The sequence below is a fragment of the Segniliparus rotundus DSM 44985 genome (genome assembly GCF_000092825.1).
GTDB lineage: Bacteria > Actinomycetota > Actinomycetes > Mycobacteriales > Mycobacteriaceae > Segniliparus > Segniliparus rotundus.
In genome coordinates this window covers 2,374,750-2,400,221 of sequence record NC_014168.1, presented here as the reverse complement: position 1 = coordinate 2,400,221, position 25,472 = coordinate 2,374,750, and the positions used below count along the sequence as shown (strand labels likewise).

At 67.0% G+C, this 25,472-nt stretch carries 30 protein-coding genes and 3 pseudogenes; 6 read left to right on the top strand and 27 right to left on the bottom strand.

Annotated features, from left to right (window positions below):
- Positions 1-67: 67 nt before the first annotated feature.
- From SROT_RS11850 to SROT_RS17150, 11 genes and pseudogenes are all read right to left on the bottom strand, one after another.
- Positions 68-721 (bottom strand): response regulator, encoded by a 654-nt coding sequence (locus SROT_RS11850; RefSeq protein ID WP_013139266.1) that lies wholly within the window; start codon positions 719-721, stop codon positions 68-70.
- Positions 718-3,162, bottom strand: coding sequence for a phosphoketolase family protein (locus SROT_RS11845; RefSeq protein WP_013139265.1), 2,445 nt, complete (start codon positions 3,160-3,162; stop codon positions 718-720). The genes SROT_RS11850 and SROT_RS11845 overlap by 4 nt, the downstream gene beginning before the upstream one ends.
- Entirely contained in the window at positions 3,159-4,106 is a 948-nt protein-coding gene (locus SROT_RS11840) for a universal stress protein (protein WP_013139264.1), read from the bottom strand. Before SROT_RS11840 ends, SROT_RS11845 begins: the two co-directional genes overlap by 4 nt.
- A gap of 51 nt (positions 4,107-4,157) precedes the next feature.
- Positions 4,158-4,724 carry a CBS domain-containing protein gene (locus SROT_RS11835; protein ID WP_013139263.1) on the bottom strand — a complete coding sequence of 189 codons (567 nt, stop codon included), beginning with the start codon at positions 4,722-4,724 and terminating at the stop codon, positions 4,158-4,160.
- 74 nt (positions 4,725-4,798) lie between these two features.
- Positions 4,799-5,914 (bottom strand): acetate/propionate family kinase, encoded by a 1,116-nt coding sequence (locus SROT_RS11830; protein WP_013139262.1) that lies wholly within the window; start codon positions 5,912-5,914, stop codon positions 4,799-4,801.
- A gap of 240 nt (positions 5,915-6,154) precedes the next feature.
- Positions 6,155-6,562, bottom strand: coding sequence for an Hsp20/alpha crystallin family protein (locus tag SROT_RS11825; RefSeq protein WP_013139261.1), 408 nt, complete (start codon positions 6,560-6,562; stop codon positions 6,155-6,157).
- 114 nt (positions 6,563-6,676) lie between these two features.
- Positions 6,677-7,007, bottom strand: a pseudogene (locus tag SROT_RS17155) (alcohol dehydrogenase); the annotation flags it as partial.
- Positions 7,008-7,065: 58 nt separating this feature from the next.
- Complete coding sequence (locus SROT_RS11820; RefSeq protein WP_013139260.1) at positions 7,066-7,737, bottom strand: BON domain-containing protein; 672 nt, start codon at positions 7,735-7,737, stop codon at positions 7,066-7,068.
- A gap of 262 nt (positions 7,738-7,999) precedes the next feature.
- Positions 8,000-9,022 (bottom strand): annotated as a pseudogene (locus SROT_RS11815) (IS3 family transposase); the annotation flags it as partial.
- A 49-nt stretch (positions 9,023-9,071) separates the two neighbouring features.
- On the bottom strand, positions 9,072-9,233 hold the full coding sequence (locus SROT_RS16795) for a hypothetical protein (RefSeq protein WP_187288033.1): 162 nt from the start codon (positions 9,231-9,233) through the stop codon (positions 9,072-9,074).
- A 398-nt stretch (positions 9,234-9,631) separates the two neighbouring features.
- Positions 9,632-9,847, bottom strand: a pseudogene (locus SROT_RS17150) (HNH endonuclease); the annotation flags it as partial.
- A 74-nt stretch (positions 9,848-9,921) separates the two neighbouring features.
- On the opposite strand from SROT_RS17150, the gene SROT_RS11805 reads away from it, so the two are divergent.
- Together SROT_RS11805 and SROT_RS11800 are read left to right on the top strand one after the other, a co-directional pair.
- Positions 9,922-11,355: a hypothetical protein gene (locus tag SROT_RS11805; RefSeq protein WP_013139258.1), complete on the top strand. Its 1,434-nt coding sequence runs from the start codon at positions 9,922-9,924 to the stop codon at positions 11,353-11,355.
- Entirely contained in the window at positions 11,342-11,620 is a 279-nt protein-coding gene (locus SROT_RS11800; RefSeq protein ID WP_013139257.1) for a hypothetical protein, read from the top strand. The genes SROT_RS11805 and SROT_RS11800 overlap by 14 nt, the downstream gene beginning before the upstream one ends.
- A 105-nt stretch (positions 11,621-11,725) precedes the next feature.
- Here the strand turns inward: SROT_RS11800 and SROT_RS11795 are convergent, their stop codons facing one another.
- Genes SROT_RS11795 through SROT_RS11790 form a run of 3 tightly spaced genes read right to left on the bottom strand, consistent with a single transcriptional unit; the run spans position 11,726 to position 12,664 of the window.
- Entirely contained in the window at positions 11,726-12,268 is a 543-nt protein-coding gene (locus tag SROT_RS11795; protein WP_013139256.1) for an IS1096 element passenger TnpR family protein, read from the bottom strand.
- Between the two features lie 36 nt (positions 12,269-12,304).
- Entirely contained in the window at positions 12,305-12,457 is a 153-nt protein-coding gene (locus SROT_RS16790) for a hypothetical protein (RefSeq protein ID WP_013139255.1), read from the bottom strand.
- A 12-nt stretch (positions 12,458-12,469) separates the two neighbouring features.
- On the bottom strand, positions 12,470-12,664 hold the full coding sequence (locus tag SROT_RS11790; protein ID WP_013139254.1) for a hypothetical protein: 195 nt from the start codon (positions 12,662-12,664) through the stop codon (positions 12,470-12,472).
- A 148-nt stretch (positions 12,665-12,812) separates the two neighbouring features.
- Here SROT_RS11790 and SROT_RS15755 point away from each other — a divergent pair, with 148 nt between their 5' ends.
- Positions 12,813-13,220 (top strand): hypothetical protein, encoded by a 408-nt coding sequence (locus tag SROT_RS15755; protein WP_049773357.1) that lies wholly within the window; start codon positions 12,813-12,815, stop codon positions 13,218-13,220.
- Here the strand turns inward: SROT_RS15755 and SROT_RS16560 are convergent.
- The 13 genes from SROT_RS16560 to SROT_RS11715 form a co-directional block, all read right to left on the bottom strand.
- A complete protein-coding gene (locus SROT_RS16560) occupies positions 13,159-13,467 on the bottom strand; it encodes a helix-turn-helix domain-containing protein (protein WP_013139252.1) in 309 nt (102 codons plus the stop codon). The two genes, SROT_RS15755 and SROT_RS16560, sit on opposite strands and share 62 nt — an antisense overlap.
- Before the next feature lie 345 nt (positions 13,468-13,812).
- Positions 13,813-15,282 (bottom strand): hypothetical protein, encoded by a 1,470-nt coding sequence (locus SROT_RS11775; RefSeq protein WP_013139251.1) that lies wholly within the window; start codon positions 15,280-15,282, stop codon positions 13,813-13,815.
- A gap of 85 nt (positions 15,283-15,367) precedes the next feature.
- A complete protein-coding gene (locus tag SROT_RS15750) occupies positions 15,368-15,982 on the bottom strand; it encodes a hypothetical protein (protein ID WP_013139250.1) in 615 nt (204 codons plus the stop codon).
- Complete coding sequence (locus SROT_RS15745; protein WP_013139249.1) at positions 15,982-16,302, bottom strand: WhiB family transcriptional regulator; 321 nt, start codon at positions 16,300-16,302, stop codon at positions 15,982-15,984. Before SROT_RS15745 ends, SROT_RS15750 begins: the two co-directional genes overlap by 1 nt.
- On the bottom strand, positions 16,295-16,666 hold the full coding sequence (locus SROT_RS11760; protein ID WP_013139248.1) for a hypothetical protein: 372 nt from the start codon (positions 16,664-16,666) through the stop codon (positions 16,295-16,297). The genes SROT_RS15745 and SROT_RS11760 overlap by 8 nt, the downstream gene beginning before the upstream one ends.
- A gap of 176 nt (positions 16,667-16,842) precedes the next feature.
- A complete protein-coding gene (locus SROT_RS11755) occupies positions 16,843-17,226 on the bottom strand; it encodes a DUF6221 family protein (protein ID WP_013139247.1) in 384 nt (127 codons plus the stop codon).
- A 315-nt stretch (positions 17,227-17,541) separates the two neighbouring features.
- On the bottom strand, positions 17,542-19,827 hold the full coding sequence (locus tag SROT_RS15740) for a phage/plasmid primase, P4 family (protein ID WP_013139246.1): 2,286 nt from the start codon (positions 19,825-19,827) through the stop codon (positions 17,542-17,544).
- Between the two features lie 25 nt (positions 19,828-19,852).
- Positions 19,853-20,347 (bottom strand): HNH endonuclease signature motif containing protein, encoded by a 495-nt coding sequence (locus SROT_RS16785; protein WP_013139245.1) that lies wholly within the window; start codon positions 20,345-20,347, stop codon positions 19,853-19,855.
- Positions 20,344-20,739: a hypothetical protein gene (locus SROT_RS16780; RefSeq protein ID WP_013139244.1), complete on the bottom strand. Its 396-nt coding sequence runs from the start codon at positions 20,737-20,739 to the stop codon at positions 20,344-20,346. Before SROT_RS16780 ends, SROT_RS16785 begins: the two co-directional genes overlap by 4 nt.
- Positions 20,740-20,865: 126 nt before the next feature.
- On the bottom strand, positions 20,866-21,663 hold the full coding sequence (locus SROT_RS11730) for a PD-(D/E)XK nuclease family protein (protein ID WP_013139243.1): 798 nt from the start codon (positions 21,661-21,663) through the stop codon (positions 20,866-20,868).
- A complete protein-coding gene (locus tag SROT_RS11725) occupies positions 21,660-21,872 on the bottom strand; it encodes a hypothetical protein (RefSeq protein WP_013139242.1) in 213 nt (70 codons plus the stop codon). Before SROT_RS11725 ends, SROT_RS11730 begins: the two co-directional genes overlap by 4 nt.
- Before the next feature lie 19 nt (positions 21,873-21,891).
- Positions 21,892-22,116, bottom strand: coding sequence for a helix-turn-helix domain-containing protein (locus tag SROT_RS11720; protein ID WP_013139241.1), 225 nt, complete (start codon positions 22,114-22,116; stop codon positions 21,892-21,894).
- Positions 22,113-22,346: a helix-turn-helix domain-containing protein gene (locus tag SROT_RS11715; protein ID WP_041407253.1), complete on the bottom strand. Its 234-nt coding sequence runs from the start codon at positions 22,344-22,346 to the stop codon at positions 22,113-22,115. The genes SROT_RS11720 and SROT_RS11715 overlap by 4 nt, the downstream gene beginning before the upstream one ends.
- Before the next feature lie 183 nt (positions 22,347-22,529).
- On the opposite strand from SROT_RS11715, the gene SROT_RS11710 reads away from it, so the two are divergent.
- The 3 genes from SROT_RS11710 (at position 22,530) to SROT_RS11700 (ending at position 25,374) form a co-directional block, all read left to right on the top strand.
- Positions 22,530-23,639, top strand: a complete 1,110-nt coding sequence (locus SROT_RS11710) for a helix-turn-helix domain-containing protein (protein WP_041407252.1) — start codon at positions 22,530-22,532, stop codon at positions 23,637-23,639.
- A 71-nt stretch (positions 23,640-23,710) separates the two neighbouring features.
- Positions 23,711-24,208 (top strand): ImmA/IrrE family metallo-endopeptidase, encoded by a 498-nt coding sequence (locus SROT_RS11705; RefSeq protein ID WP_013139239.1) that lies wholly within the window; start codon positions 23,711-23,713, stop codon positions 24,206-24,208.
- Positions 24,209-24,210: 2 nt separating this feature from the next.
- On the top strand, positions 24,211-25,374 hold the full coding sequence (locus tag SROT_RS11700) for a tyrosine-type recombinase/integrase (RefSeq protein ID WP_013139238.1): 1,164 nt from the start codon (positions 24,211-24,213) through the stop codon (positions 25,372-25,374).
- Positions 25,375-25,472: the final 98 nt, after the last annotated feature.

Genomic DNA, 25,472 nt, shown 5'->3' with positions numbered 1-25,472 from the left:
TGGCGGCCTGTCATCGTTCCATTGTGACAGAAATCTAATCATCAGGTTTGCTGATGGCGCAGGAGCCCTAATCCGTCACAGATGGCTGTGATTCGTCGTGGAGCTTCGTGACCAGCACCGCCGCTTGGGTGCGTCGGTCCAGGCCGAGTTTTGTGAGCAGCCGAGACACGTAGTTTTTAATGGTTTTTTCCGCGAGGAACATCCGCTGGGCGATCTGTCGGTTGGTCAGCCCTTCGCCGATCAGGTCGAGGAGCACGCGCTCCTGTTCGGTGAGCCTGACGAGGGGGGAGTGCTTGTCCGCAGCCGCTCTCAGCCGGTTCACGAGTGCCGTCGTGACCCGGCTGTCGAGCAGGGATCGGCCCGCGCCGACGGAGCGCACCGCTGAGACCAGTTCCATCCCTTTGATGTCTTTGATGGCATAGCCGCTCGCGCCTGCCATGACCGCGTCCAGCATGGCGTGCTCGTCGGTGAAAGAGGTGAACATCAGACAGTGCAGCTCCGGCAGCGTCGAACGCAAGCCCCGGCACAGCTCGACGCCGTTGCCGTCGGGAAGGCGCACGTCGAGCACCGCGACGTCCGGTCGCAACGCGGGTATCCGCGTGAGCGCTTCGGCGACCGTCGAGGCTTGGCCGATCACGGTCAACCCCTCGGTCTCCTCCAGAAGGTCGGCCACGCCGCGACGGATCATCTCGTGGTCGTCGACGAGGAACACGGTTATCACGCGCTGCCTCCTTTCATATGCCACGTCCATTCTCGCACGTCGGGCAGGTCTTCGCCGTGCGCGCGGATCCATGCCCGATGCCGCTGGTGCGCGCCCTGCATGTCCTGCCGCAGCTGCGCAGCTCGTTCGCTCAATTCAGGACTGCGCAGTTCAGGGGCGCGGTCCACGACGTCGATGACGAGCTGGAAGCGGTCGGCCTTGTTGAGCACCAGCATGTCGAAGGGCGTGGTCGTGGTGCCCTCCTCCAAGTATCCGCGCACATGCAGGTTGCTGTGTCCGCCGCGACGGTACGTCAGCCGGTGGATGAGCGCAGGGTAGCCGTGGAAGGCGAAGATCACCGGCTTGTCGGCGGTGAACAGGGCGTCGTACTCTTGGTCGGGCATCCCGTGCGGGTGCTGGTCGGCGGGTTGCAGCCGGAAAAGGTCCACCACGTTCACCACCCGGACTCTCAGATCCGCCAGGCGCTCGCGCAGGATCGAGACGGCGGCGAGCACCTCGACGGTGGGCACGTCGCCCGCGCAGGCCAAGACCACGTCTGGCTCGCCGTCCGCGTCGTTGGAGGCCCATTCGAAGACTCCGGCACCCCGCGCGCAGTGCAACGCGGCTTCTTCGGCGGTCAGCCACACGGGGGCGTCGTTCTTCCCCGCCACGATCACGTTGATGTAGTCGCGGCTGGCCAAACAGTGCGCCGCGACGCACAGCAGCGTGTTCGCGTCCGGCGGGAGGTAGATCCGGGCCACCTCGGCGCGTTTGTTCGCCACATGGTCGATGAAACCCGGGTCCTGATGGGAGAACCCGTTGTGGTCTTGGCGCCAAACGTGCGAGGTGATCAGGTAGTTGAGCGAGGCGATCGGCGCACGCCACGGCAGCTCTTTGGACACTTTCAACCATTTGGCGTGCTGATTGACCATCGAGTCCACGATGTGGGCGAACGCCTCGTAGCAGGAGAGGAGCCCGTGCCTGCCAGTTAGGAGGTAGCCCTCCAACCAGCCTTGGCACAGGTGCTCGGAGAGCACTTCCAGCACCCGACCGTCGTGGGCGAGGTGCTCGTCGGTTGAGACAGTCTGCGCGTTCCACTGCTTGTCGGTGACGGTATACACGTCGTCGAGCCGGTTCGACGCGGTCTCGTCCGGTCCGAACAGCCGGAAGTTCCTCTCGGCGGCGTTGCGCTCCATCACCGCCCGCAAGTATTTGCCCAATTGCCTGGTCGGCTCCGCGCATCTCCCGCCCGGACTGCCGACCGCGACGGAGAACTCCCCCGGCTCGGGGAGTTCGAGCGGGCGCAGGATCCGCCCGCCGTTGGCGTGCCGGTTGGAGCCCATGCGCGCCCCGCCGGAGGGGATTAACGCGACGACGTCCGGCGCAGGGCTGCCACACGCGTCGAACAACTCCTCGGGGCGGTATGAGCGCATCCACGCCTCCAGCTGTCGCAGATGCGCGGCGTTCTCCCGGACCCCGGGCAAGGGGACCTGGTGAGCGCGCCATGTGCCCTCCACCGGGACTCCGCCCACCTGCGCGGGCCCGGTCCAGCCCTTGGCGGTGCGCAGCACGATCATCGGCCACGCCGGGCGGTCGCTCTCGTGCGTCGCCGGCCTGCCGAAGCGCGCGAGGAACTGGAAGGTCTGGATCCTGCCGAGCGCCTCGTCCAGCGCGGCGGCCATCTGCTGGTGCAGCACCGCCGGGTCGGAGCCCTCCACGTGGATCGGGTCGTGGCCGTAGCCGCGCAGCAACGCGTCGAGCTCCCCCTTTGGGATTCGGGCGAGCACTGCGGGGTTCGCGATCTTGTAACCGTTCAGGTGCAGGATCGGCAACACCGCGCCGTCGTGCGCGGGGTCGAGGAACTTGTTCGCGTGCCAGCTCGTGGCGAGCGGTCCGGTCTCCGCCTCCCCGTCGCCGACCACGCAGGCCGTGACCAGGTCCGGATTGTCGAGCACTGCGCCGTAGGCGTGCGCCAAGGAATACCCCAACTCGCCGCCCTCATGAATAGACCCGGGCACCTCTGGAGCCACATGGCTCGGGACCCCGCCTGGGAAGGAGAACTCGTGGAACAGCGTCCGCATGCCTTCTTCGTTCCGGGGGATGTCGGGCCGCACCTCGCTGTAGCTGCCTTCGAGCCAGGTGTTCGCGAACAACGCCGGACCCCCGTGGCCCGGTCCGATCACGTACATCAGGTTCGACCCATGTTCGACGATGGCCCGGTTGAGATGGGCGTAGACGAAGTTCAGGCCCGGGGAGGTGCCCCAATGCCCCAGCAGCCGGGGTTTGATCTGCTCAGGACTCAGGGGCTCGCGCAGCAGCGGATTGCCCATGAGGTAGATCTGGCCCACGGTCAGGTAGTTCGCCGCGCGCCATTGCGCGTCGACTTGCCGCAGCCGCTCCGGGGTGAGCGGCTGCCCCGCAGATCGTTCTGCGGCGGGCGGGTCAACGGCAAGAGTGGTCATGGCCTGTTCCCGTGAGGGGAGGCGCACGGGTGGACGATGAGGACAGGGCAGGCCGCGTGGTGTATCAGCGCGTGGCTCACCGAGCCAAGCAGCACGCTCGCGAATTCGCCCCGGCCCCTACTGCCGACCACGACGAGCTGGGCTTTCTGCGAATGCCGGATCAACGTCTCTTTCGGCGACCAGCTGACGACCTCTCGGCGCACGCGCACGTCGGGGTACTTCTCCTGCCAACCGGCCAGCCGTTCGGCGAGGATCTCCTCGTGCCGGTTCTTGGCGTCGTCCCAGTCTTCGATATATTCGGTCCCGTACGTGTAAATGCTCGGAGAAGGCAGCTCGGCCCAGGCGTGCATCGCGACGAGCTCCGCGTGCCGGAACGAGGCCTCTTCGAAAGCCCATGCGATAGCCTCTTCGCTGGCCGGTGAGCCGTCCACGCCCAACACCACTGGGCCGGCAGCAGACGGGGCATGGTCGCCGCTCGGCTGGGTCAGCGCTCCGCCGCCGACGGGCGGGCGCACGACCACCACGGGACTATGCCCTCGGGCGGCGAGCGCGATGGGCATCGACCCGGCGATCAGCTCGGCGAAACCACCGCTGCCCCTCGCTCCGACCACGGTGAGCAATGCGTGCTTCGATGATTCGACGAGCGCCGTCACCGGGGGTCCGGCCAACTGTTCGACGCTGACCCGCACGTCCGGGGCGACCGAACGGGCCTCCCGTTCGGCTTCCGCCAGGAAGGCCTTGCTGTCGTCCTCCATCGCGTCAAAGAAGCTCTGGGAGAAGGCGAGGTTGAAGCCGGAGGCAATGCCTGCGTAATCCACGGCGTGGGCGAAGTGCAGCGGCGCATTGCGGCGAGCCGCTTCGCTCGCCGCCCACTTGACCGCGAGGGTTGCCGCAACGGATCCGTCGACTCCCACGAGGATCGCTGACTTTTCGGTGGTGCTCATTTCCTGATCTCCTTCGATGTTCTTCGTCCAGGGGGTATTGGTCGTTGGTCTTCAGCGTTCGACGAGGCTCACACTGGTCACACCGGGCACCGACTCGACGAGTCCAGCGACCATGGCTCTCTCTGCCACGTTGTCGAAATCGCCTTCGACCCCGACGACTCCGTCGTGCAGCTCGACGACCCAGCCCTCTACACCGCGGTAAACGGATAATCGCTCGCGGATGTCGCTCATGATCGCCCAATCCGCGCGGGAGAGCGCTTTGAGCAGATCGCGGCGGGTGACGACGCCGATCACCTGAGAGCCTTGCAGGACAGGGACGCTCCGCCTTCCCTCTTCGGCCAGCACCGCCGCGAGCTGCGCTGCGGTGCTGGCCGCGTTCACGCCGGTCGTGCACGGCCGCATCACGGATTCGACGGTCGAGACGACCGGCCGGTCGCGCAGAGACGGCTGTGCGCGCATCAGCTCGTGCTCGCCGACCACGCCGACGAGGTTGCCGTCTTTGTCGACCACCGGCAGCGAGGTGAATCCCCGACCGGCCAACAGCGCCGTCGCCTCATGGACCGGCATGTCCGGGGTCACGACGACGACCGGGCTGCTCATGATGTCTCGAGCCCGCATTGTGCTCTCCTGATCTCGGGTGTCCGTCCGAGTTTCTCGGTGATTTCGACGCTATTGCATTCGGGGCCGCGCGACTACGGCCGAAAGTCACTTGTCGCGGGGACTTGCGCCCTCAGGACCACGAGCTCGGCCTGCCGCGCGATTTCCAGCTCTTCACGAGCGGCGAGCATCAGCACTCGCGGGGAAGCGCCCAAGGGGCTCACGACTCTGTCCCCGGAGGCGCGCAACGCCGCCTGTTCGACATGGATCCCCAACACGCCGAGATCGCTCAGCAGCTCCCCCATCAGGTCCGGCTCGTGCTCTGCAACGCCGCCGGTGAGCACCAGCGCGTCCAGGCGGCCCAGCGAAGCCGCCGCCGCAGCGATCTCGCGGCGAAGCCGGTGCAGGTACACATCGACCGCCAACGTCGCGTCCGGGTCAGCAGCTGCTCGCAAGGCGAGCACCTTGCGCAGGTCGCCGCTGGTGCCGGTCATTCCGGCCAGCCCGCTGGAGCGCTCGAGAGTTTCGTTCATCCCAGCCGTGTCCGTGACCCCCGTGCCGAGCAGATGCAGCAGCAGTCCTGGGTCGACGCTGCCGGAGCGAGTGGACATCACCGTCCCCTCCAACGGCGTGAAGCCCATCGACGTGTCGACGCTGCGCCTGTCCTTGATAGCGGTCACCGAGACTCCCGCGCCGATATGGCAGCACACCAGCTGCAACTCTTCTGAAGCCGCGGCGAGCAGGTCGGCTGTCCTGCGCTGCGCGTACGCGCAGGACAGCCCGTGGAACCCGTAGCGGCGCAGCCCGTACTCTTTCGTCCAGGCTCTCGGGAGGGCGTAGCGCGCGGCCGCCTCGGGGAGTTGGGCGTGAAACGCGGTGTCGAAGCACGCCACGACGGGAAGCTGGAACGTCCGAGCCGCGAGGTCCGCGAGCGCGAGCGACAACGGCTGGTGCAGCGGAGCCATCCATGTGAGTTCCGCCAACCTGCTGCGCTCCTGCTCGTCGAGCAGGAGCGGCTCTCGACACCTCCCGCCGTGCACGAATCGCACCCCCACCGCGTCAAGGCGCCATTGGGCGGCCAACCCCTTGAGCGGGCCTTCCACAGCCTCAGCCGATGGGTCGCACGTGACGTTCTGGAGGGTGCGCTCTCCTTCTTCTACGACGGCGAGTTTCACACTCGAGGAGCCGGGGTTCACAGCAATCACACGCATAGCCGAATGATCCTCCCATGAGCGTTCACAGGATAGAGTCGAACGGGGCTCCTCCCGGGGACTTTCGCCCCATAGTGCCCGGCGACCCAAGCCACCCGGCACATCCGAGTTCGACAGCCATGACGGCGGAAACCACGATCCACGCGACGGAAACTCTCGAGCCGTAGTTGCCGGGTTGCGGGCCTTGCCGATCGGTTGCGGGGCCGAAGGCGCCGTGCCTTCGGCCCCGCAACCGCAGAGTTAGTCTGTCGCGATCTTGATCTGTTTCGCTTGGTCTTCTTGCCGTTGCTGAACGGGCACAGTGACTTCCAGAATCCCGTCCGTGTACTTCGCGGACACGTCCGACGTGTCGGCTCCTACTGGCAGGTTCACCGAGCGGCTGAACGATCCGTAGTGGAATTCGCTGTGCCGGGAGTCCTTGTGAGACGCTTCGCGTTCTGCAGTGACGGTGAGCACCTTGCCGTGCACGGTGACGTGCACATGTTTCTCCGGATCGACCCCGGGCAGCTCCGCGCGCACGACGTACTTGTTCTTGTGGTCGCACTCTTCGATGCGGAGGAGATTGTTCCCGCCGAACGACCTCGCGTGGTCGAACCAGTCGGCCACGTTCGGGAACAATACCTGGGGGCGCGGCAATAGCGATGTCATGATCGTCTCTTCCTGTTGGCCGGTGCCCAGCTCGTGCTGGGCTTGCTGGCCACACCAGTGAACCCGGCCACGCGAAGCGCCCACAATAGGCGAACTACCCGAACCCGAGAGGCTAAAGGCCTCGCCGTCCGCGCGGGCATTGGCAGTGACGCTGCGGATCTCGCGTTCGTAGAACAGCTCTCGCGCGTAGTTCAGCGAGGGCACCTCGCAGAGGTAGATGCCTGCGATCGGCAGGACGCCGTCTCGGTCGAGGGCTCGCATCGCGACCGGCACGAGATCGCCGACAGGGGCGAACAAGCTGGCGCTGCCCGATGGTTTCGATGGGCTCAGTAGGCGCCTGTCGCCAACGCGGCGCGAGTTCTGCGGCGGCGTAGCCAGCTGGCAGGCGGTCGGCGAAGGCTGCTGGCACCGTGGGGTATTCGGCGTAACCGCCATCGCTGTCCCAGGGCCAGACAGCGACCCCGGCCCTGGGGGCCGGGGTCGCGCGTCCTTCGCGGGCAAGATCAGGAGATCTGCACCACGATCTGGTCATGCACGCCGCTGACATGAGAAGACGCCCATGCCGCACGCTCGGCTTCCTGTTTCTCCGCCCAGGACCGTACGGTTCCGGTGAGGGTGACCTGGTTGTCAGACACGGCGACGTTGATGGTGTTCGCGTCAAGTTGGGCGTTGCGGGTGATCGCGTTCCGGATGCGCTCTTTGGTGTCCGACACCGATACCCGAGGGGTCAGGGCGATCAGGTTGTTCACAAAATGCACACCGGTGAGGTGCTGCACAGCGCGCTGAGCGGCCTGGCGCTGGAAGTCCCACGTCACCTGGCCGGTCAGGATCACGTCGTGGCCTCGGATCTCGGCCTTGACCGCGTCTGGGACGTTGCCCGCCCACCTCAGCGCGTATTCGACTTCTTTGGCGATATCGGTCTCGGTGAGCGATGAACTCGAACTCGGATGCACGCTCACGTTGTCGACGATGGCCGTGACGCCGCGGACGCGCAGGGCGGCGCGCTTGGCGGCGATCCGGGCGGAGTAGTTGTCGACCTCGCCGGACAGCGAGACGACCCCGTCGCCGACCGCCACTCCGACTCCGGCGGCGTCCAGCTCAGGAGTCCACTCGAGTTCGTCTTGGACCTCAGTCTTAATGTCATGGTCGCTGCGGGTGGGGGTTGCGATGCTCATGTCTTCGTCCTTTCATGAGTATGCCTGTCTGGCACGCTCTTATCCAATCGTCGTTCGGAGGCCATGTTTCGCATAGCGCCTTTGGTCCTCCGTCGCGTGCCATTGGTCCCACATCCGTACGGACTCGTTTCTGAACCGCCCCGGGTTTAGTGCAGGGCGTGACCTGAACCGGGTTTGATTCCGGTTGCTCGTGGGAATCAGGAGGCGGGTTGGAGCTCGATGGGGGAATGTCGCCGATTCTGGAGTGGATGCGGTGTTCGCTGAACCACCAGACCCAGGAGAGTGTGGCGAGCTCGAGTTCGTCCACCGTGCGGAACGGGCCATCGTGTCGGACGCATTCGCGCTTTTAGAGGCCGATGCAGGACTCGGCGAGGGCGTTGTCGTAGGAGTCGCCGACCGTCCCGATGGACGCGAGGGCGCCCGTGTCGGCGAGGCGCTCGGCGTAGCGGATGGCGGTGTATTGCGACCCTGCGTCGCTGTGATGCACGAGCCCTTCCGTGCTCTCGCCCGCGCGTTCGCGGACCCACAGGGCCATCTCCAACGCGTCCAACGGGAGTTCGACGGGCATCCGGGAGGCGACACGCCACCCGACGATCCTGCGCGAGTAGACGTCGGTGACGAACGCGGCGAACCCCATGCCCGACCAGGTCGGGACGTAGGTGAAGTCCACCACCCACAACTGGTTCGGCCGGTCCGCGTGGAACTCGCGGTTCAACAGGTCTGGCGGCCTGGGAGCAGAATCGTCTCGTCTCGTCGTGTGGTGCGGACCGGCTCGCCCCGCATCGCCCCTTTCAGTCCGAGCTCGCGCATCAAACGCTCGACCGTGCAGCTGGCGACCCGATGGCCGTTTCGTTTGAGCAAATGCCAGACCTTGCGGGCGCCGGCCAGGCCCCTGCCTTTCAAGCGTTCGTGGAAGACCTCGCCGATCACAGCTTTCAGCTCCTCGTCTCGCGCCGCGCGGGCAGAGGGCGGTCGCTTCTTCGCCGCGTAATACCCGGACGGGGCGATCTTCACCCGTGCTCCTTGACACGTGACGACTCCGCCGTCGTCACACTAGTCCTCACCCCTGTGTAGACCTCCGCACGCGTCGCCCAGTCCCTGAGCGTGTCCGGATGCACCCCCACGAGCTTGGCGATCCGGCGCGATGCCGACCCGAACGACAAGACACCGACTCGACCGACAAATCGGGCTCCTGCTCCCGCGCCTCGCGCACCAGCCGCACAGCCCGCTCGCGCAACTCCGGCGGATACTTCCTCGGCGTCGGCCTCTTTGATGTTGTTGACATGACTCCCATCCTTCCGGGGAGATCAAGCCTGCACTAAACCCGGGGCGGTTCAGTGGGCCATCACGAACGGCACGCCAGCCTCGCGCAGCGCCAGGGCCGCCGCTGTGGAGTCCTTGCTCCCGGAGAACGCCAAATGTGTCGGTCGTCCCTCCGCGGCGAGGCGCTCGCGCACCGCTGTGGAGGGCTCGCGCCCGTCGATCACGACCGGCATCGCGCCCCCTCCCGCACGCCCCAGTCTTGCCTGTTCCTGCTCATCGAGGCACTCTACCTCTGCGCAAAAAGGTTCTCCAAGCTGGGAAAACAGTGGCGCGAGAGCTTAAGGTCACGTTTCGGGCGGCTTCGGAATTCCGAGGCCCAGACCCGTACTCGACCGGAGCGCCTTCGAGCCCTCCGACGAGGCTTCGAGGGGGGAGGGGAGCCCCCCAGGGCGCCCCAGCGCCCCCAACCCGCCCCAGGTCGGCAAAGATCGCCAGAAACCCAGGAAAACGCCGCACGGGCCGTTTGGGGGCGAGAAATTCAGCGCAGCCCCGGATGCCCCGCGAACCCGAGCCGCTTGGCCCGGTACGCCCGCAGCCGCCCGCGCAGCGCCTCAGCCTGCGATTTCACGCGGTGACACTCAGTGCAGGCGGCGCGCAGGTTGCTGTCATGGTCCGAGCCGCCCTCCGCGACCGGTGTGACATGGTCGACCTCCGTAGCGTGAACGAGGCAGCCTGGGTGGCGCAACTGGCAGCGGTGCGAATCACGCTCCAACACGCGGCGCGCTGTTTGTGCGGCAACGGGCGGCGCTGCACACGCCGGGCCGACCAGGGCATACGTGGCCTCCATGAGCCGATTCGCGTGCGCCGCGCGACATGGCGCTCTTGCATGGTTTCTATGTGATGCGGGCGTAGCATCTACGCATGCAGTGGGTGATGCAACCCTTTGAGGATTCCGCCTCTCTTCGTGCGCAGCGGGAGGCTGAGATCGCGGCGCTTTCCATCAATAGATGGATGGCCGTGCCCAAGGACGTCGACCTCCGTGTTCTGGGCAATCCCCTGCTGAAGTACCGGTCGATGGGCAAAGTCTTGAGCTACGTCGACCATGTTGGAATCGACGTGCACGAAGTGTCGTCGAGCAAAGGGTCCACCTCTGTCAATGCGAAAGTTGTAGTCAAAGGGCGAGAGCAGCAGTCGCAGCCCGCGCCGTTGAAAGACCGGCCCTTGGTGTTGCTGCAACGTTTCACGGATCGCCTTCAAGAGCGCGGATGGATTCGCGAACCAAACAAAGCTAGGAGCGACGACTACGTCAAAGTCCGGGTGCGCGCGGTCTGCGGTGGGATGTCTTCGAAGGTCGGTCAAACCGATCACTGGGACAACCGCAGAGTGGTCTGGTGGGCGGGGCAGGCTCCGGGCATTTCGGTGTACCTCGCCGGTAATGTGGAGAACCTGATCGTTGACCCTGGCGCGCTGCTCGCGGACGGAGGAGCGCCCATCCATTGGGACCCTTCCGGGTACATGGCTTCGGGCGTGGTGGTGGACTATCTCATCCGGTCTGCGCAGGCTGACGCCGATATCGGCTACGAGAGGCTCCCCGAAGAGTGGGCAACTGATTTCGAGACCATCTTCGACCTTTGCGGAAGGAGGTATTACAGGGAAATCGAGGATGGCTGGTACGACATCCTTTTCCGCTGCGACAAAGTGGAGCGCAGCAAGCCAGAGCAGTATCACAGCAACTGGTCCAAAGAGCCGCAAGAGCTCAAAGGGCATGTGTCGATGATCGGCTCCCCGTTCTGGGTAGTCAAAGTCAGAGCACCGCAGTACGGGTGGTATCACATCGGCCCGTGCCACGCCGACTGCGACGCGAAGTCGGAGCGGGCGGATTTTTACGAATCGAGCAATCCCGCTGGCTACTACGCGGAGTGGCATCAGAGCGAATGGACCGGAAATATCGGCCTGTACTGCGGGGAGTATCCAGATTCGCGGCGTGAGCTGCGGGAATTCTGCAAAACCGCTATACCGCCCTCAGCACTGTCCGAATTGAGCGATCCGGACGAGGAACGGGCCAAGTTCAGGTATTGGATCACATGCGGGGAGCAGGAGCGGCGGGGCCAGCAGCGCGATAGGGCCAGCGCGCTTGAGCGCGACTTATGGGACGACGATCCGTACAGCGATGCCTGGGAGCATTCGAACGAGCAGTTTCGGTTGAAGTTCGCGCCTTTGAAACGTCACCTTGTCCCAGCGCCGCCTAGGCGGAAGAATTGGTGGAGCAAGGCGTTGGCGCTGTTTAGCCCAGTCGCGGAGGGGCGTTGGAGCCAGATGTCGACTGAAGGTATCGGAGACGATGGATCTTTTTGACTTGTTCCGCGTCGCGGCGCATTGGGTCTGCGGCGCGTTGGCTGCCACGATCTGGCTCGGGACCGTTTACGCGACACGAGGGTGGTTTGGCGGTGCCAAATACGAGTTGCTGTGGAAACTCGCGCTTTGGGCGCTGGCAGCCTTGGCCCTGTACCGCCTCTACGAACAGGGCATGGGGGCACTCGACCCGTCACCGCCGCCAGTGGAGCACCACATGCCCTGCGACGACCCCTTCGGGCGATGCGCAAAGAGGCGAGTCGCCTGACCCGTTCTCCGGGCGCAGCTGTCCTGCTGACAGGCACGTTACGACCACCACAGCGGGGTCGGCGTGACACGCCCGCGCGAGGCGCGGGTTGTGAACATTCCGGCGTTAGCGGCGCTTTGATCTGCGTTGGTCGCCCCACCAGGGCCGCAGCGGCGGGAGGTCTTTGCGTTCCGGGTCCGGTGGGATTTTGCTCTCTCCGTCGTCGCTGTCAAAGCGCCGCCCGTACTGGTCGGGGATCTCGCCCCATCCCCAGTACGGGGCGGGCGAGAGCGGGGTCGTGGCGAACTCGTCGAGAGGGTCGATCTTCTCGGGGGCGACTTCGCAGAGGTGGGTCCAGCGGTCGCCGAAGTCGAACTCGTACGCGAACCGCTCGCCGAGCGCGAGCCTGGAGAGTTTGACGGCCTCGCCGTCGAGCAGTCCCTCCGCGAACACGTCCGCCTCGGGGACACCGATCCGTGTGCCGTCTTGAAGGTCGAAGGCGTGCAGGTGGCCCCGGTCCCAGCGCGCGAACGCCAGGTCCACGGACTGCGCGAGCTGGAGGAAGGTGTGCGAGCGCGCTGCGGCGAAGACCCGTCCGGGCCGGGGCCAGTAGAACTCGCCGCGCCCCTCCACGAGGGTCACTTGGATCGACAGCCAGGTGCGTGCCATAGCCCCATGATGCCAGCCCCGGTGCCGGGTTGTGTGTCAGCGCCTTGCTGCAGCGAGGTCTTGCAGTCGCTTGACGCGCTCCAAGCGTTGCCTGATCTGTTTGACGAGCTGGTTGAGCATGACGGCCTCTATGAGCGTGCCGATGGCGAGCAGCAGGGCGACGAGCGCGAGTGTGCCGGTTGTGTCCATGACGGGGTCCGTTCAGTGCTGGTCGGTGAATCGCAGGCTGGTGTGTTCGGCGAGGATCGTTAGGGTGAGCCGTGCTGCTTCGCCGGGCCCGGTCGCGATGGTGATATCGGAGTCGGCGGGGACGAGCAGCTCGTGCCCGTCGAGGCGCACTTTCCCGAGCCCGGTCTTGACGTTCAGGCTCAACTCCAGCCGGTGCAGGTTCTTCACGCAGCCCTCTTCTCCGTCTGTTCCACAGCGACCTGAGCCTCGCGCGATCGCTCTGCGAGGAGGTCATAGATCCAGCGCACCAGCACAGCCTCCTCTCTGAGCGCCGTTCCAGATTGTTTGAGTGGCGGAGCTGACGCATAATGTTGGGGTGCCCGCAGATGAGCTGTTGTTCGCGTTAGCGTCGACGTACACGACATGGGGCGGGCGGCCTCGTGGAGTAGTCAGCCTCTACCCGAGCGACCAGCAGAGGTGGGTTCTTGACGAGGACCGCAACATCACGCCGTTGATGGATCTGACCACAGACGAGCTGGGGGTGACCGCTGCGGATTGGATGATCCGCGAGTTCGGGCTGACGCGAGTCACTGAATGGGTCGATCTCGGCGAGGTCAGAGGTTTCCAGCTTTGGCGTTCGATGGTCAGAACGTCAGACAAGTTCGAAACGCTCATGCTCGAAAGCGCGTACATCAGGGAATTCGACGAGCGCGGACACCCTGTCATGCAGTCTTACGAGCCAGAGCTTTTCCCGGAGGACTGGCCTCCCCTAGAAGCTGGCTGACGCTGTTCACCTGTTCGCGCCTGCGTCGGTCGCGGGCGGCTTGGGCGAGGTCGCGCACCCGGTACAGGTACTCGCGCCGCTCGGTCAAGCCCGCTGGCTGGAGTTTGCCCCGCAGCGCCCACGCGCGGACGGTCTGCGCCTGCTTGCCGAAGAACGCCGCGGCCTCGCTGGCAGTGAGGAGCGTGTCCGCGCCGTCGGGCAGTTGGACGGGACGGGGCGGCCGCCGCGCCGCGAGGTCTGGACCCATGATCCCTCTATGTCAGTTGAGTGTCGGATCGGCCGCCTCGCGGACGCAACGGCCCCGCTGGCACGCACACTACGAACGCGCCGGGCGGATCGGTGCGACACGCCAGGCGCGGAGAGGCACGGACAGCGGGGCCGCTATCCCGGACTCGGGAAGAGCACCCTTGGCGCTCTTCTCGCGGCTGCCCGCCCTCCGGCATTGCGGGACAGCAGTGTGCGCGCAGCTGTCCCGCTGACACGCACGTTACGACCGTCCTGGCCCGTTGCGCGTGACACGCGCGAGCAGGCTTGCTCTTGTGAACATTTGGCCAGCAATGCGGGTTTCGCGCTGCTCACGGCGCGATTGAGGTCAGCGAGGAGCGTGCACGGCGGTTGGCTTCGAGGCCGGGGATTTGGGGCTCGCGTCCACGAACACCGGGACGATGCGGATCGCGTCGCCCCGGCTCCGCGCAGCGCAGGTGTCCGCGACGGCTTGTTTGTTCTCATCGGAAAGCTCGTCGTCTGTGTAGCCGACGCAGAGGTAGATCCCGAAGAACGCCTCTTCGCCCTTCATATACGCGGGGAGCTGCGCGTCGGCCCCGTGTTTGATGTTGGCGTTGGACATGAGCTTGACCTCTAGGAGCCCGCGCATCTGGAATCCCTGGGAGAATTTGAAGTCGACCAGGCCGCGCCCGCATTGCGCTTCTCTGCTGACGTCGATGTTGCTGGCGTGGCAGTAGTGCAGCCAGACCGACCTGGCGACGACTTGGACGATGCTCTCCTTGCGGGGGTGGCGCAACTCGTCGTCCCACAAGACTCGCCAGAGGGCGTTCTCCTCCACACAGTGCTTGAAGGCGTCCGCCATGTCGAGCAGCCAGCGCTCGAAATCGGCCTGTGTCTGCGGCGCTGGTGGCGAGGAGGTTCTGGTCGCGGCCTCGTTCCCGCTCTCCTCCCATGTGACGAGCAGGTCGGGGTCGTTCTCGATGTCGTAAGGCGTGGCGCCGTCTGCAGCCTGGCGGACGTAATGGCGAAGGGCTTGGGCGTTTCTGGCGGCGAGCTCTTGCGCCAGTTTCTCCTTCTTCTCTTCGTTTCTCACGAGCGTTTTGCTTAAGTCGTAGTTGAAGTCGTTGCGAAGTTTCGCCCCGATGCTGGACTGCGCCCAGGCCCAGAACTCGGTTTTGCTGACGCAGGGGATGTCGTCGAGAAACCGTTCGGGGACCAGGAGCACGGGATATCGCTTGCCGTTGCGGGTGACAAGAGGAACTGGCGTCTTCGGGTCGAGCCAGGTCTGCAGATCGTTGTCCCACAAGCCTCGTGTGACTGTCACGGTATGCAGTTCCGCGCCGAGCGCGTTCGCGACCCGCTGTGTGTACTGGACGAACCTGGGCTTGAGGATGTTGCAGATCATGTCGCTGATGCCGTCGGGCCCGACGCCTTCGCTGAGGATCGCGAGTTGCCCGATGAAGGTGTCGTCGAGCTTTAGATCAGTGGCTTCTGCGAGAAGATCGGCCATCGTCGCGGCCTGCTTCGGGCCGATTCCCTTCCCGTCAGGCGAGCCCATCGACAACCCGAGCGCGAATTCGTTGGGCTCGGGGAAGCACAGGAGCCCGATGGCCTTGCCCCACGACGCGGACCTGCGGTCGCCGTTGGCTCTTTTCAGCAATTCGAGGACTGTCCTGAAGTATTCCGCCACGTCGTCCTGCGCGCCCTTCCAGCGCGGATCCTCGTCTCTGTAGATAAGGAACGGGTTGACGAAAAGCGGAGTGTCGAACTTGACGTTCGTGTCGAACCATTCCGCCTTGTCTGGCCGATTGATGCTGAAGGCGGTGGAGAAGCGCATGCAACATCATAACGCGGAGGGGTGTCACCCGAGAAGATCGAAATCCACAGGGCATCTGATAGCTGCGCGCAGGATGGGCGGCGGGTCACGCCGCTTCGGGAATCTCGCTCAGCTGCATCGGCTGCCCGCACTTCTCGCAGCGCACGGCCTCGAACCCGACATCTTTGATCCAGAACACCAGATAGTCCCCGCAGGCGGGGTTGGGGCAGGGCTGGGGTATCCAGGTGACGTCCCTGGCGAGCCCGCACGCGACCCTGACCCGTTTGCGGAGCAGGAGCCATTGCGCGACGATCTCGCCCGCGCCGTCCAGCTTGGTGAACTGGTCGAGCTTGGAGTTCACGGCGCGGTGCGCGAGCGCGACCGCGGTCCTCTCGTCCCCAGGCCGCTCGGGCGGGGTCTTGTCCTCAGCCTCCGCGAGCAGGCGTCGGGCGGCGTGGAGCCAGAACGCGATGTCCGCGCAGATCGCGCTCGCCCACGCGGCGGGGTGCCCCCACCCGGTCGGGGTGGCTTTGCGCCCGAGGTCGTCCGGCGCGGGCGGGCGGGGCATCGCGGCTTTGAGCCACTTGTAGTCCGCGACCAAGCCTTCGACGAGCGCGGGGAGGCGCTCGTAGCAGCGGTCGCACATGCCCCGGTCAGTCAAGCGTGGGTTGCCGTTGACGTCTTTGCAGTCGGGGTGCTGGCAGGGCCGGAAGTTCGCCATCAGGCGGCTGCTCCTTTTCTCGGGAGTTGGGCGGGGAGCCCGAGCGAGACTCGGGCTTTGATGCGGTTGAGCGGGCTGGCGAAGCAGATCCCGCCCCACACCCCGTCCCGCTCGTCGTTCGCGACGGCCCAGGCGAGACACTCCCGCTTCACGGGGCACTGTTGGCAGATCTGTCTGGCCTTGGGGGCGCTGTCGCCGGGCTCGGGGAACCACGCGTCGCCGCCGACCTGCGCGCAGAGCGCATGCTCGGTCCACTCCGGCGGAGCTGGCAGCGGCAGCGCCCCAACGGTCCTCTTCAATGCTTCTCGCGGTTCAGGCACAGTCCGCCTCCTGCTCCAACGGTTCGCCCCACCCGGCTTGGCGGGCCAGCGACAACCACCCCGGCAGCTCCATGACCGCCGCCCACACCGGGGCCTTGCCAGGCGACGCGAGCTTGACCACCAGCACCCCCACGTCCGCACGCGCGTTCACCCGCTGCGCCTCCGTGTCCACAAGCCACTGCCGGAGCGAAAGCGTCTTGCGGTCCTTCACTTGCGCGATCACGCCGGGGGCGAGCGAGAGGTCGCCCTTGTCGCGCTGGTCCCCGGCCTTGAGGCGCTCGCACCACGGGAACCCGTTGGCGGCGGCCATGTCCTTGACGGCGCGCTCGGCGCGGTCGCCTTTCGCTTTCATACGGTTCGTCACCGTGATCCTCCTTCTCGTCGTTGCTTCGTCATGGGTTGGTTCAGAACAGCCCGGTCTGGCCGGGGCCCGGCTCCCGCTTCCCGCGCTTCGGCTGCGGCTCGGGGTGGGGCTGCGGGTCGGGCTCGTCGATGGGGCGGGCTCCGAGGATCCGGGCGGGCAGCCGCGCGGGATCGAGGTCAGAGCGGATACCGGCATCCCTCCTCGTCGAGCAACTCCTGCCACCCGGCGCGGTGGTCGGGGTGGCCCTCGTGCGGCTGCAGGAGCGCTTGGAGGAGGTTGGCGTGGTCGAACTGGGACTCGCGCGGGTCCGCGAAGCACGCGACGTCGTGGAGCATGAGTCGTTTCGCCTCGCATTCGGCGAGCACGCGCTCGGGGCCCCAACACCCTGTCGGGCGCGGCTCCTTCGGCGCGGCGAGCGCCAAGCGCTCGTCCTCGCGCAGCCGCTCCCACAAGAACTCCACGGCCTCTACCCACACCGGGGCCAGGCGGCCCAGCGACCGCCGCGAGAGCTCGTCGAAGCCTTCCTCCCGCCAGTCTTGGTCCTCGTTCTGCTCGCTCACAGCGTTTTTCCTTTCATGAGGGGTCCGCTCAGGGGCTGGACCTTTTCCGGCCGGAATGGTCCAGCCGTGTTTCAGGGGAGTCCGCGCAGGTGGCGCGGGGTCTGGTGGGTCGAAGGAGGGGTTCGGCTGGACGTATTCGGCCCGTTTCGGGAAACCCTTTCCCTGCGCACAGGCGCGCACGACTGGCGTTTATGTCCCGGAAAATACGTCCAATACGTCCAAATCCATCCAGAAACAGGCTTTGAGCTGTGGATTTGTTGTGGACGTATTCCCGGCGGAATGCGTCCGGGATAGGTCCAGATAGGTCCAGGGCGCTCATGCGGCCTCCCGCTCGTCGGCCTCGTCGTCGGGGAGCAGGTGCAAGTTGGTGTAGAACCACTTGCCCGAGCGGGTACGACCGATCCCGTGGCGGGTGAGCTCGCGCCCGAAGACGTTCTGGTTCATCTCGCTCTCGCCGCTGCGCCTGCACCATGCGCTGTAGGCGCGGTAGACGCGCCCGGCCTCGATCTTCACCATGTCCCCGCCCCCGATCCGGCAGCGCTCGGCGAGGAATCGCCCGAGCGCGTCCTCCTCCTCGGCGTAGTCGCGGGTGGCGGCGCGGACCTTCTCGGGGTCGGCGAGCCCGTCGCGGCGGGCCTCGAGGGCTCCGCGCACGATCCACGCGAGCACGCCCGGCCCTTCTTCTTGGGCGATGAGCTCGTCGAGGGCGTCGACGCGCTCTGCCTCGGGGACCACGACGGTGAAGGGGATCATCCGCATCCGGCGCCAGAAGCTCACGCCGCCTGCGCGCACTTCGGGCTGGTGGTTGCCCATGAGCCAGACGCAGTGGCTGGGGGCGAAGGTGAAGTGCTGCCCGTACAGGAAGCGGGCGGTGAGCCGGTCGCCCCCGGTGAGGAGCTTGATGCGGGCCTCGTCGAAGCGCGAGTCGCGCTCCACCTCCGAGCAGACGACAAGGCGCATGCCCTTCAGGCGCGCGATCTCGGCCTCGTGGCGGTCCCCGCGCGAGGCGAGCAGGAAGTCCGGGGGCGCGGTGGTGGCGTAGTCGCCCAACACGCGCAGCAGGATGTTGGCGAAGACGGATTTGCCATTCGCCCCGGCTCCGTGGAGGAAGGGCAGGATGGGGGAGGGCAGGCCGATGGCCGCTAATCCGGCGAGGCGGCGCAGGTAGCCGATCAGCTCGGCATCGTCGGCGAGGCTGACGGCGAGGAACGCGTCGAAGATGGGGGTGCGCTGGGCGAAGTCGGGGGCGCAGCCGGCGAGTTTGGTGCACAGGGCCTCGGGGTCGTGCTCGCGCAGGGCCCCGGTGGCGAGGTCGACGACGCCGCCCGGGGTGTTGAGGAGCATGGGGTCGGCGTCGAGCCTCTCGGGGTCCACGCGGATCCTCGGGTCGCGGCGGGCGGTTTTGACCATGGCCTCCAGGCCGCGCAGGTTCAGGGAGCGGCGCTTGTGCTCGCGCTCCTCCTTGGTCTGCTCGGGCAGGGATTTCGCGGTCTTGACGGCGGCTTGGAAGCAGGCGGCGTCGTCGGGTCGGTAAGCCCAGCGGGACTGGTCCCATTCGAGCCACGCGCCGCGCGCGGGGTCGTAGCGCAACCCGTGCCCGTGCTCGGCGACGAGCAGGTCGGCGTTGGCCTCGTCGGTCAGGCGGGGCGCGACCGGGTCGGGGGTGGGGGTGGCGGCGATGAGCCGGTGCCCGCGCGGGTTCTCGACCATGCGGAGGAATTCGTCGACGGCTTGGTGGGGTGTGCGGCTGCCGTCTGCGGTGGTGGCTGCGACGAACGCGCGCCCGAGCTCGTCGAGTGCCTCACGCACCCCCGGGTGGCCCTGCTCGCCCAGGCGCAGCAGGGCGAGGGCCCCTTTGAGCGCGGCGTCGTGGCGCGATCCCGCGCCGGGGTCGCGCACGGTTGCGACGTGCTTGTCGAGCCGCTCGCGCACGGTCTCGCTCATCGCGCCGCCGCGCAGCGAGGCGAGCGCGGCGGCGGGGTCGGACGCTGCGATGGGCGCGGGGGCGGCGATGGGCGCGGGGGCGGCGGCGAGGGCGTCTCGCCAGCGCTCCGGCAGAAGCGGCAGCGAGCCGGGCTCGGGAAGCTCCGCCGGGCCCATGGCCTGGGAGTCGAGCCATCGGTAGGCGCGCCCCTCGGGATGGATGGAGGGCGGGGCCACGAGGTAGCGGTGGTGGCGTTGGACGACCTCGATCCCGCCGAGCCCCAGCTCGGGGAACCCGATCTGCGTCGTCAGCGCCGCGGGCGAGGGGAGGCGGTAGAGGCGGATGCCCGACACGCCGTCCTCCCGGCTGGTCGACATGACGGTGGGGGGCAGCGGCCCCCAGCGGCGCACGGCCTCGGCGAGGGTGTCCCCGCCGCGTTTGCCCGCGTAGTGGTCGATGTCGATCCCGACGACGCCGTCGGGCAGGCGCAGGGCGAGGTTCGACCCCGCGCGCTCCTCCGACCACGCCACAACGTCCGCCCACGAGGGGGCCGGGCCGTCGTGCCCGGTGAACCCGGTGGGGGGCGGGGTCTTCGCGCCGGGCGGCAGGGGCAAGACCCCGCGCCACCCGGCGGCCCAGTACCTCGGGGCGTGCTCGGCGTAGACCGAAGCGGCCATGGTGATCTTCGTCCTCTCGGTTCGGTCAGGCGGCGAGACGTGTGGCCGCAGGCTGCCACTCGGCGCAAGCGGAGCAGTAGGTTCTGCCGGTCGCGGCGACGCGCAGCAGGCTGTTGGGGTGCCCGTGCGCGCATTCGCCGATGGGCCAGTCCCGGCCACGGGTCCGGCGGGCGTTCTCGAAGTTCGTCAGCAGCCGCAGGTGCTCGGGGTTCACGCAGCGGCGGTTCTTGCAGCGGTGGTCGACGGTCATCCCGAGGGGGATCTGCCCGTGGAAGAAGACCCAGGCGGCGCGGTGGGCTGTGGTCATGGCGCGAAAGCCCCGGTCTTGCCAGCCGATCTGCGCGTACCCGTGGCTCGCGGTCGAGTACAGGCTGATCCAGCAGCCCCCGAGCGCGGGCAGGCAGTGCTTCGCAGCCCGCTCTGCGACTCGTGCCGGGATGGGCACGGCGCCCCAGCGATCCGGGGTCCGGTTGTACCCCGGGCGAGGCTCGGGGGACAACCGGACGCTGCTGGCGCTCACCACGGCGGCTGGTCGTCGGACGGCTTCGCCGAGCCGGTGAGGGCTTTGTCGGCGAGTTCGCGGTCGGCGGGGGTGGGGTCGACGAGGATCCAGGGGGCGGGGAAGCCGTTTTTGGACTCGCCCTTGGCGAGGCGCCCGAGGACCGAGCCTTTGCCGATGGCTTTCCGCAATGATTTGACGAGGCGTTTCTTGTCGATCTCCACGTCGTCGTACTGCTCCGCGCGCCCCGCGTCGTCGATGGCGATGACGGTGCAGTCGACGACGTCGCGGTCGCCCCATTGGCTGGGCGCGCCCTCGCGGAACTCGTGCGGGGTGACGAGCAGCAGCTCCCCCTCGTGCTCGCCGTAGCGGAACCAGTCTCCGGCGGAGGGCGGGGTCAGGTATTCGGACATGATTGTTGTTTCCTTCCATGTGTTTGATGAAGAGCGGAAAAGAACTGGTGTTTGATTCCAATGGGCAGACTTCTCCCGTGTTCGGGGAAGGGGGAAGTCGTCGCCCCGGCTTATGCCGGGGAGCTTTTATGCGGCGAACGCCGCTGTGAGGTCGCGCAGCTTGTGCTTGCGCCAGGCCCACACCTTCGCGGCGAGCTGGCAGGCTTCCCAGCCCTCGCGGATGTTCACCCAGATCAGCTCGCAGTGTCCTTCTCCTGCGGGGAGGTGGACGATCAGGGCGCTGCCGAGGTCGACGGGCTCGGGGTCGGGTCGTCGCTCGCCGACAGCGGGATCGTAGGGGACGCTGTGGGCGTACATGGCGAGCTGCATCGCGATCCGCCCGACGTCGTGCTCGACGCTGCCGGTCTTCACGTCCGCGATGTGGAGCTTCCCGCGCCAGCGCACGATCCGGTCTGCGGTGCCCGCGACCTTCAGCTCGTCGTTCACCCGGAACTGCTCGACAGCGGCGACCTGGAGCCCGGACGTCTCGCGCTGGAAGGCGGCGATGTCGGCTCTGTGCGCCTCGGGCACCGGGCCGGTGTCCTGGCCGAGGTCGACGCGCTCGGTCAGCCTGTGCAAGGCGGCGCCGACGGTCGCCGCTCGTTTCGCCCCGGCCGCCTCCGCTGCTTGCTCGCAGATCCGGTCCAACCCCGCCTTGTCTGTCGGGTCGGCGGTCGAGGCGGCGAGGAGCAGGTCCGGGCGTGCCGCGAGCCCGGTCGCGACCTGGCGGCGCTGCCACTGCGACAGCGAGTAGGTGTCCGACAGGGCCGCGACAAACCTCGTGGTCCGCTGGTAGGGGACCGGCTTGCCGCCGCCGGGCGGGGCGATGAGCGGGCGGCCCCAACGGTCGCGCGACACCTCCGCCCGTGTGGTGATGATGGTCATGCCGCGCTCCTTCGCCACCAGTGGCCCGCGCCCAGGCACACCTTCTCCGCGTGCTGCAACCGCGCCACCGCGCGAAGCGCCTGCGCCGCAGCGTCGTCGTCCGCTTCCACGGCGAGCTCGACGAGCGAGGCTTTGGCCTCGCGGATCGCCTGTAGGGCGTGGGTGAAACGGGAGTCGCTGGGCTCTCCCGCCGCGATCATTGTGGTCACTTCTGTTCCCTCCTGTGTGTCATGCTGCGGCGGCGGCGTTGGGGCGTTTGCGGCGGCGCTGGACCGGCGGCTGTGTCAGCCACGCCTCGAGGTCGTCGCGGCGGATCGACCATGTACCGCCCGGCACGGTGCGCCGGTAGCCTTTCAGCTGCCCTGAGCTGAGCGCGGCGCGGACGGTGACGGGGTGGCGGCGGGCGTAGTCTGCGGCCTCCTGGACGGTCAGCCATGGCGACTGGGCGCTCACGCGGCGCTCCTTGGCTCGGGCCCGTAGGCGAAGAGGGTGCCGCGCCGCACGCGCAGGGCCTTCTCGATGCTCTGCGCGACGCGCTCGGTGCAGCCGCCGCGAGCGCCGGAGGCGAGCATGCTGATCATCTGGCGGGAGACGAACGCCTCACGGGCGAGCCCCGCTTGGCTGAGTTTGCGGTGGTTCATGTGCGCCCGTAGCAGGGCCGGGTCGATTGCGCGTACCCTCATAGCCGTGTGTGCCTTTCCTTCGATCCTGTGGCCAGTGGTCGCCAGCCACAGAGAGTGTGGCATACAGGACCGACAGTTGGATAGCGTACTGCTGGTTTCGTGGTTGACATTTTCGGGTTGGCCCTATAGCGTCTCGGGCATGAAACCGCAGATAGGCATGTGGAAACTAGGGGCGTCGCGGCTGTGAACAAACCCGACACGCCGCGCCGCTCGCGGCAGCAGGTTTCTGAGCCCGGCTCTGCCAACGCCTTCACGGCGTTCGTGCGGGCCGAGATGGAGCGCGCCTTCTCCGGCAACCAGAGCGCGCTGGCGGAGGCGTCGGGCCTCTCTCGGGACACCATCAACCGGCTCGTCAACGACACGCGCCCGGCGCTGTCGGTGATGCCGAACAAGAAGACGCTCCAAAGCCTCGCGACGGCGTTCGGCGTGCCTTTCGAGCGCGTGGAGGTCGTCGCGAGGCAGGCGGAGTCCCCCCACGACCCGACGCTCCCGCCTTCCCCCGCCGACCTCACCCGCGCTTACACGGACGACTTGTACTTCGAGATCCAGCGGCGCGAGCGTCAGTTGGAGGCGGAGAACGACCGCAGGGAGGAGATGCGCGAGGAGGTCTTGCAGCTCTGCTACGACATGGACGTCGCCTTCATGACCAAGAAATCCGAGCTCGAGCTCCACCTGGACATGTGGGCCCAGGGCATGCTCGGGGACTCCTGGGAAGAGCCCGTCACGCCAGAGGGGATGAAGATTCCGGCGCTGCGGGCGTTCGCGGAGGGGTTCGGAGGGAACGGGAATTGGACGGAGGACCGTCCGAAAGACGTGTACATCGACTTTACGATGAGCATGTCGCTGCGGAGGGTGCAGAAGGTTTTGCGCACGTCCAGCGAGATGCTCGAGAGGTATCTGGGGCGGTTCGTGGCCGCGGACCGGATCGAGGACGACCCCTTGCCCGTCGAGGAGTGGGAGCAGGACAAGCGGACGCTGCTCGCCACAGCGAAGCTCGCCTTCTCGCTGATGTCCCGCGAGGCCGCCGCCATCGAGCGCGCGCATCCGATACCCGCCGCCTCCAAGCTGGCGGTCAGGGGCATGGTGAAGGACGCGCTGACGCGCCGCCCGGAGGGGCTGCCCGGATGGGTGCAGCACTGGACGGACAGGAGCTACCCAGAATGGATCGACGACTTGTCCAACGAGCCATTTGATGCGGAGACGGATCTAGAGGAGCCGGGCTGGGCCGCTCGGGACTGGCCGGATTGGGCGGAGAAACCCGACCCGGACGAGGATTTCGAAGGGGGAGCGTAATCACACGTTTGTGATTCGTATCCCCTGTTCGTGTCGCATTTTTTGTCGGTGGGCCGCGATACCGTGACAGCGTGTTCGTGATCGACGGGAAATACCATCCTTGGCGGCATCTGGCCGTTAAGTACCCGCATGTGGTCGTCGACTGCAAGCGCCGCCTGCCCGGGCGGCGCGCAGGATTCCGCAAGGGCAACCACATCTGGCTGTGCGACAGCCTCGACCAGGCCGGGCGGCGCAGCGTCCTGGCCCACGAGATCGTCCACCTCGAGCGCGGCGACCCCGAGCACCACCCCAAAGGCAGGGCCGCGGAGGAGCTGGAAGTGATCCGGGCGACAGCCAGGAAGCTGATCCCGACGCGCGATCTCGTCGAAGCCCTCAAAGGCGAGCGGCACACCACCACAGAGAGGCTCGCCGATTGTTTGTGGGTCGACGCCCCGACCCTGGTGGAGAGGCTCGAATCCCTGGATGCTATCGATCTGTCCGACCTAGAGGTCGAACTAGATTTCGACTGGTCGGTGGCAATGCCTGGTCGGCGGGGCCGCGCGCCCGGTCTCGAGCCGCGAAGGAGCTAGCGATGGGCTGGGCGAAGAAGCTGCCCTCCGGCATGTGGAAGGGCGCGTACCGCTACGGCGTGAAGGTGCTCTACGTGCCGGGCACGTACCCGAGCAAGGCAGAGGCGAAACGCCAGGCGGACGCGAAGGAGGTCGAGTCGCGCAAGATCCCCGCCCCCGCGCCCCTAGCGGCGCCAGCCAAGACGCGGTTCGCGGACTTCGAGCCCGAGTGGCAGGCGCTGCGAACCGTCTCCGAGGGCACCAAGAGGCGCAAAGCCTGCTACCTGAACCTGCACGTCATGCCCTACTGGCGGGACTGGTGGATCGAGGACATCAAACGCTCGGACGTGCAGCGCTGGGTCAACCAGCTCGGCGAGCCCGTCGTCGAGGAGCTGCCCGGGGGAAAGCTAAGGACCGTGCGCGACCTCGCGCCCGCGAGCGTCTACCAGTGTTTGAGCATGCTGTCGGGCTATCTGGAGGCCGCGGTGGTCAAGGAGGTGATCGGCGCGAACCCCTGCCGGGGCGTTGCACGGCCCAGGCCCACCCCCGCGCCGAACCGGTATCTGGAGCGCTTCGAGTTCGACGGGATCCAGCGCTTCCACAAGCTCGCGCAGGACGGGTTCCTCTGCGACTTCCTGCACGAGACCGGGATGCGCCTGGGGGAGGCGTACGGCTTCCACATCGAGTCCTACAACCCCCATTTGATGATCGTGGAGGTCGAGCGCAACTGGGACAGCGAGGCGCTGGTGATGAAGACGCCCAAGGACCACCAGCGCCGCGCCGTCCCGGTCAGCAGGCGCCTCGCGGCCAGGATCGACGCGCACATAGCCGAGCGCGGCCTCGGCAAGCCGCCGCAAGTGCGCTACGAGAAGGGGTTGCGCAAACCCACCACCGGGCTGCTGTTCACAGAGGACGGTCGCGGGCCGGTGGACGACCACCGCTTCGAGAACCGCTTCCAGGCCGCCTGCGCCCACGCGCGCCGCGCCGGAGTGCTCATCGGCCACGTCCGCCGCCACGACCTCCGGCACACCTGCGCCTCACGGCTGTTGCGCAAAGGCGTGCCATTGAGCGTGGTGCAGGAGATCCTCGGCCACGCCAGCAGCAAGACCACCGAGATCTACAAGCACCTCGGCAACTCCTACTGGGAAGAGGTGCGGCAAGTGCTCGACGAGTACGACGCCGCCTGAACCCCGCACACGCCCGCTGTGGCCGGGGATTGCTCGCTTGCGCCCCGGCGATCACGTGCAAGAGTCACCCGAAAAAACGCGAGCGTCCGCTCTCTGCT

What these genes read in the sequence shown, in the direction of transcription:
- SROT_RS16560 (WP_013139252.1), bottom strand. Translation starts at nt 13,467, where the DNA reads ATGGGTCCAGACCTCGCGGCGCGGCGGCCGCCCCGTCCCGTCCAACTG.
- SROT_RS11820 (WP_013139260.1), bottom strand. Translation starts at nt 7,737, where the DNA reads ATGAGCATCGCAACCCCCACCCGCAGCGACCATGACATTAAGACTGAG.
- SROT_RS11700 (WP_013139238.1), top strand. Translation starts at nt 24,211, where the DNA reads ATGGGCTGGGCGAAGAAGCTGCCCTCCGGCATGTGGAAGGGCGCGTAC.
- SROT_RS11795 (WP_013139256.1), bottom strand. Translation starts at nt 12,268, where the DNA reads ATGGCACGCACCTGGCTGTCGATCCAAGTGACCCTCGTGGAGGGGCGC.
- SROT_RS11775 (WP_013139251.1), bottom strand. Translation starts at nt 15,282, where the DNA reads ATGCGCTTCTCCACCGCCTTCAGCATCAATCGGCCAGACAAGGCGGAA.
- SROT_RS11830 (WP_013139262.1), bottom strand. Translation starts at nt 5,914, where the DNA reads ATGCGTGTGATTGCTGTGAACCCCGGCTCCTCGAGTGTGAAACTCGCC.
- SROT_RS11715 (WP_041407253.1), bottom strand. Translation starts at nt 22,346, where the DNA reads ATGAGGGTACGCGCAATCGACCCGGCCCTGCTACGGGCGCACATGAAC.
- SROT_RS11730 (WP_013139243.1), bottom strand. Translation starts at nt 21,663, where the DNA reads ATGACCATCATCACCACACGGGCGGAGGTGTCGCGCGACCGTTGGGGC.
- SROT_RS15740 (WP_013139246.1), bottom strand. Translation starts at nt 19,827, where the DNA reads ATGGCCGCTTCGGTCTACGCCGAGCACGCCCCGAGGTACTGGGCCGCC.
- SROT_RS11845 (WP_013139265.1), bottom strand. Translation starts at nt 3,162, where the DNA reads ATGACCACTCTTGCCGTTGACCCGCCCGCCGCAGAACGATCTGCGGGG.
- SROT_RS11840 (WP_013139264.1), bottom strand. Translation starts at nt 4,106, where the DNA reads ATGAGCACCACCGAAAAGTCAGCGATCCTCGTGGGAGTCGACGGATCC.
- SROT_RS16780 (WP_013139244.1), bottom strand. Translation starts at nt 20,739, where the DNA reads ATGTCCGAATACCTGACCCCGCCCTCCGCCGGAGACTGGTTCCGCTAC.
- SROT_RS11835 (WP_013139263.1), bottom strand. Translation starts at nt 4,724, where the DNA reads ATGCGGGCTCGAGACATCATGAGCAGCCCGGTCGTCGTCGTGACCCCG.
- SROT_RS11825 (WP_013139261.1), bottom strand. Translation starts at nt 6,562, where the DNA reads ATGACATCGCTATTGCCGCGCCCCCAGGTATTGTTCCCGAACGTGGCC.
- SROT_RS16790 (WP_013139255.1), bottom strand. Translation starts at nt 12,457, where the DNA reads ATGGACACAACCGGCACACTCGCGCTCGTCGCCCTGCTGCTCGCCATC.
- SROT_RS11805 (WP_013139258.1), top strand. Translation starts at nt 9,922, where the DNA reads ATGCAGTGGGTGATGCAACCCTTTGAGGATTCCGCCTCTCTTCGTGCG.
- SROT_RS16795 (WP_187288033.1), bottom strand. Translation starts at nt 9,233, where the DNA reads ATGCCGGTCGTGATCGACGGGCGCGAGCCCTCCACAGCGGTGCGCGAG.
- SROT_RS15750 (WP_013139250.1), bottom strand. Translation starts at nt 15,982, where the DNA reads ATGGCGAACTTCCGGCCCTGCCAGCACCCCGACTGCAAAGACGTCAAC.
- SROT_RS11800 (WP_013139257.1), top strand. Translation starts at nt 11,342, where the DNA reads ATGGATCTTTTTGACTTGTTCCGCGTCGCGGCGCATTGGGTCTGCGGC.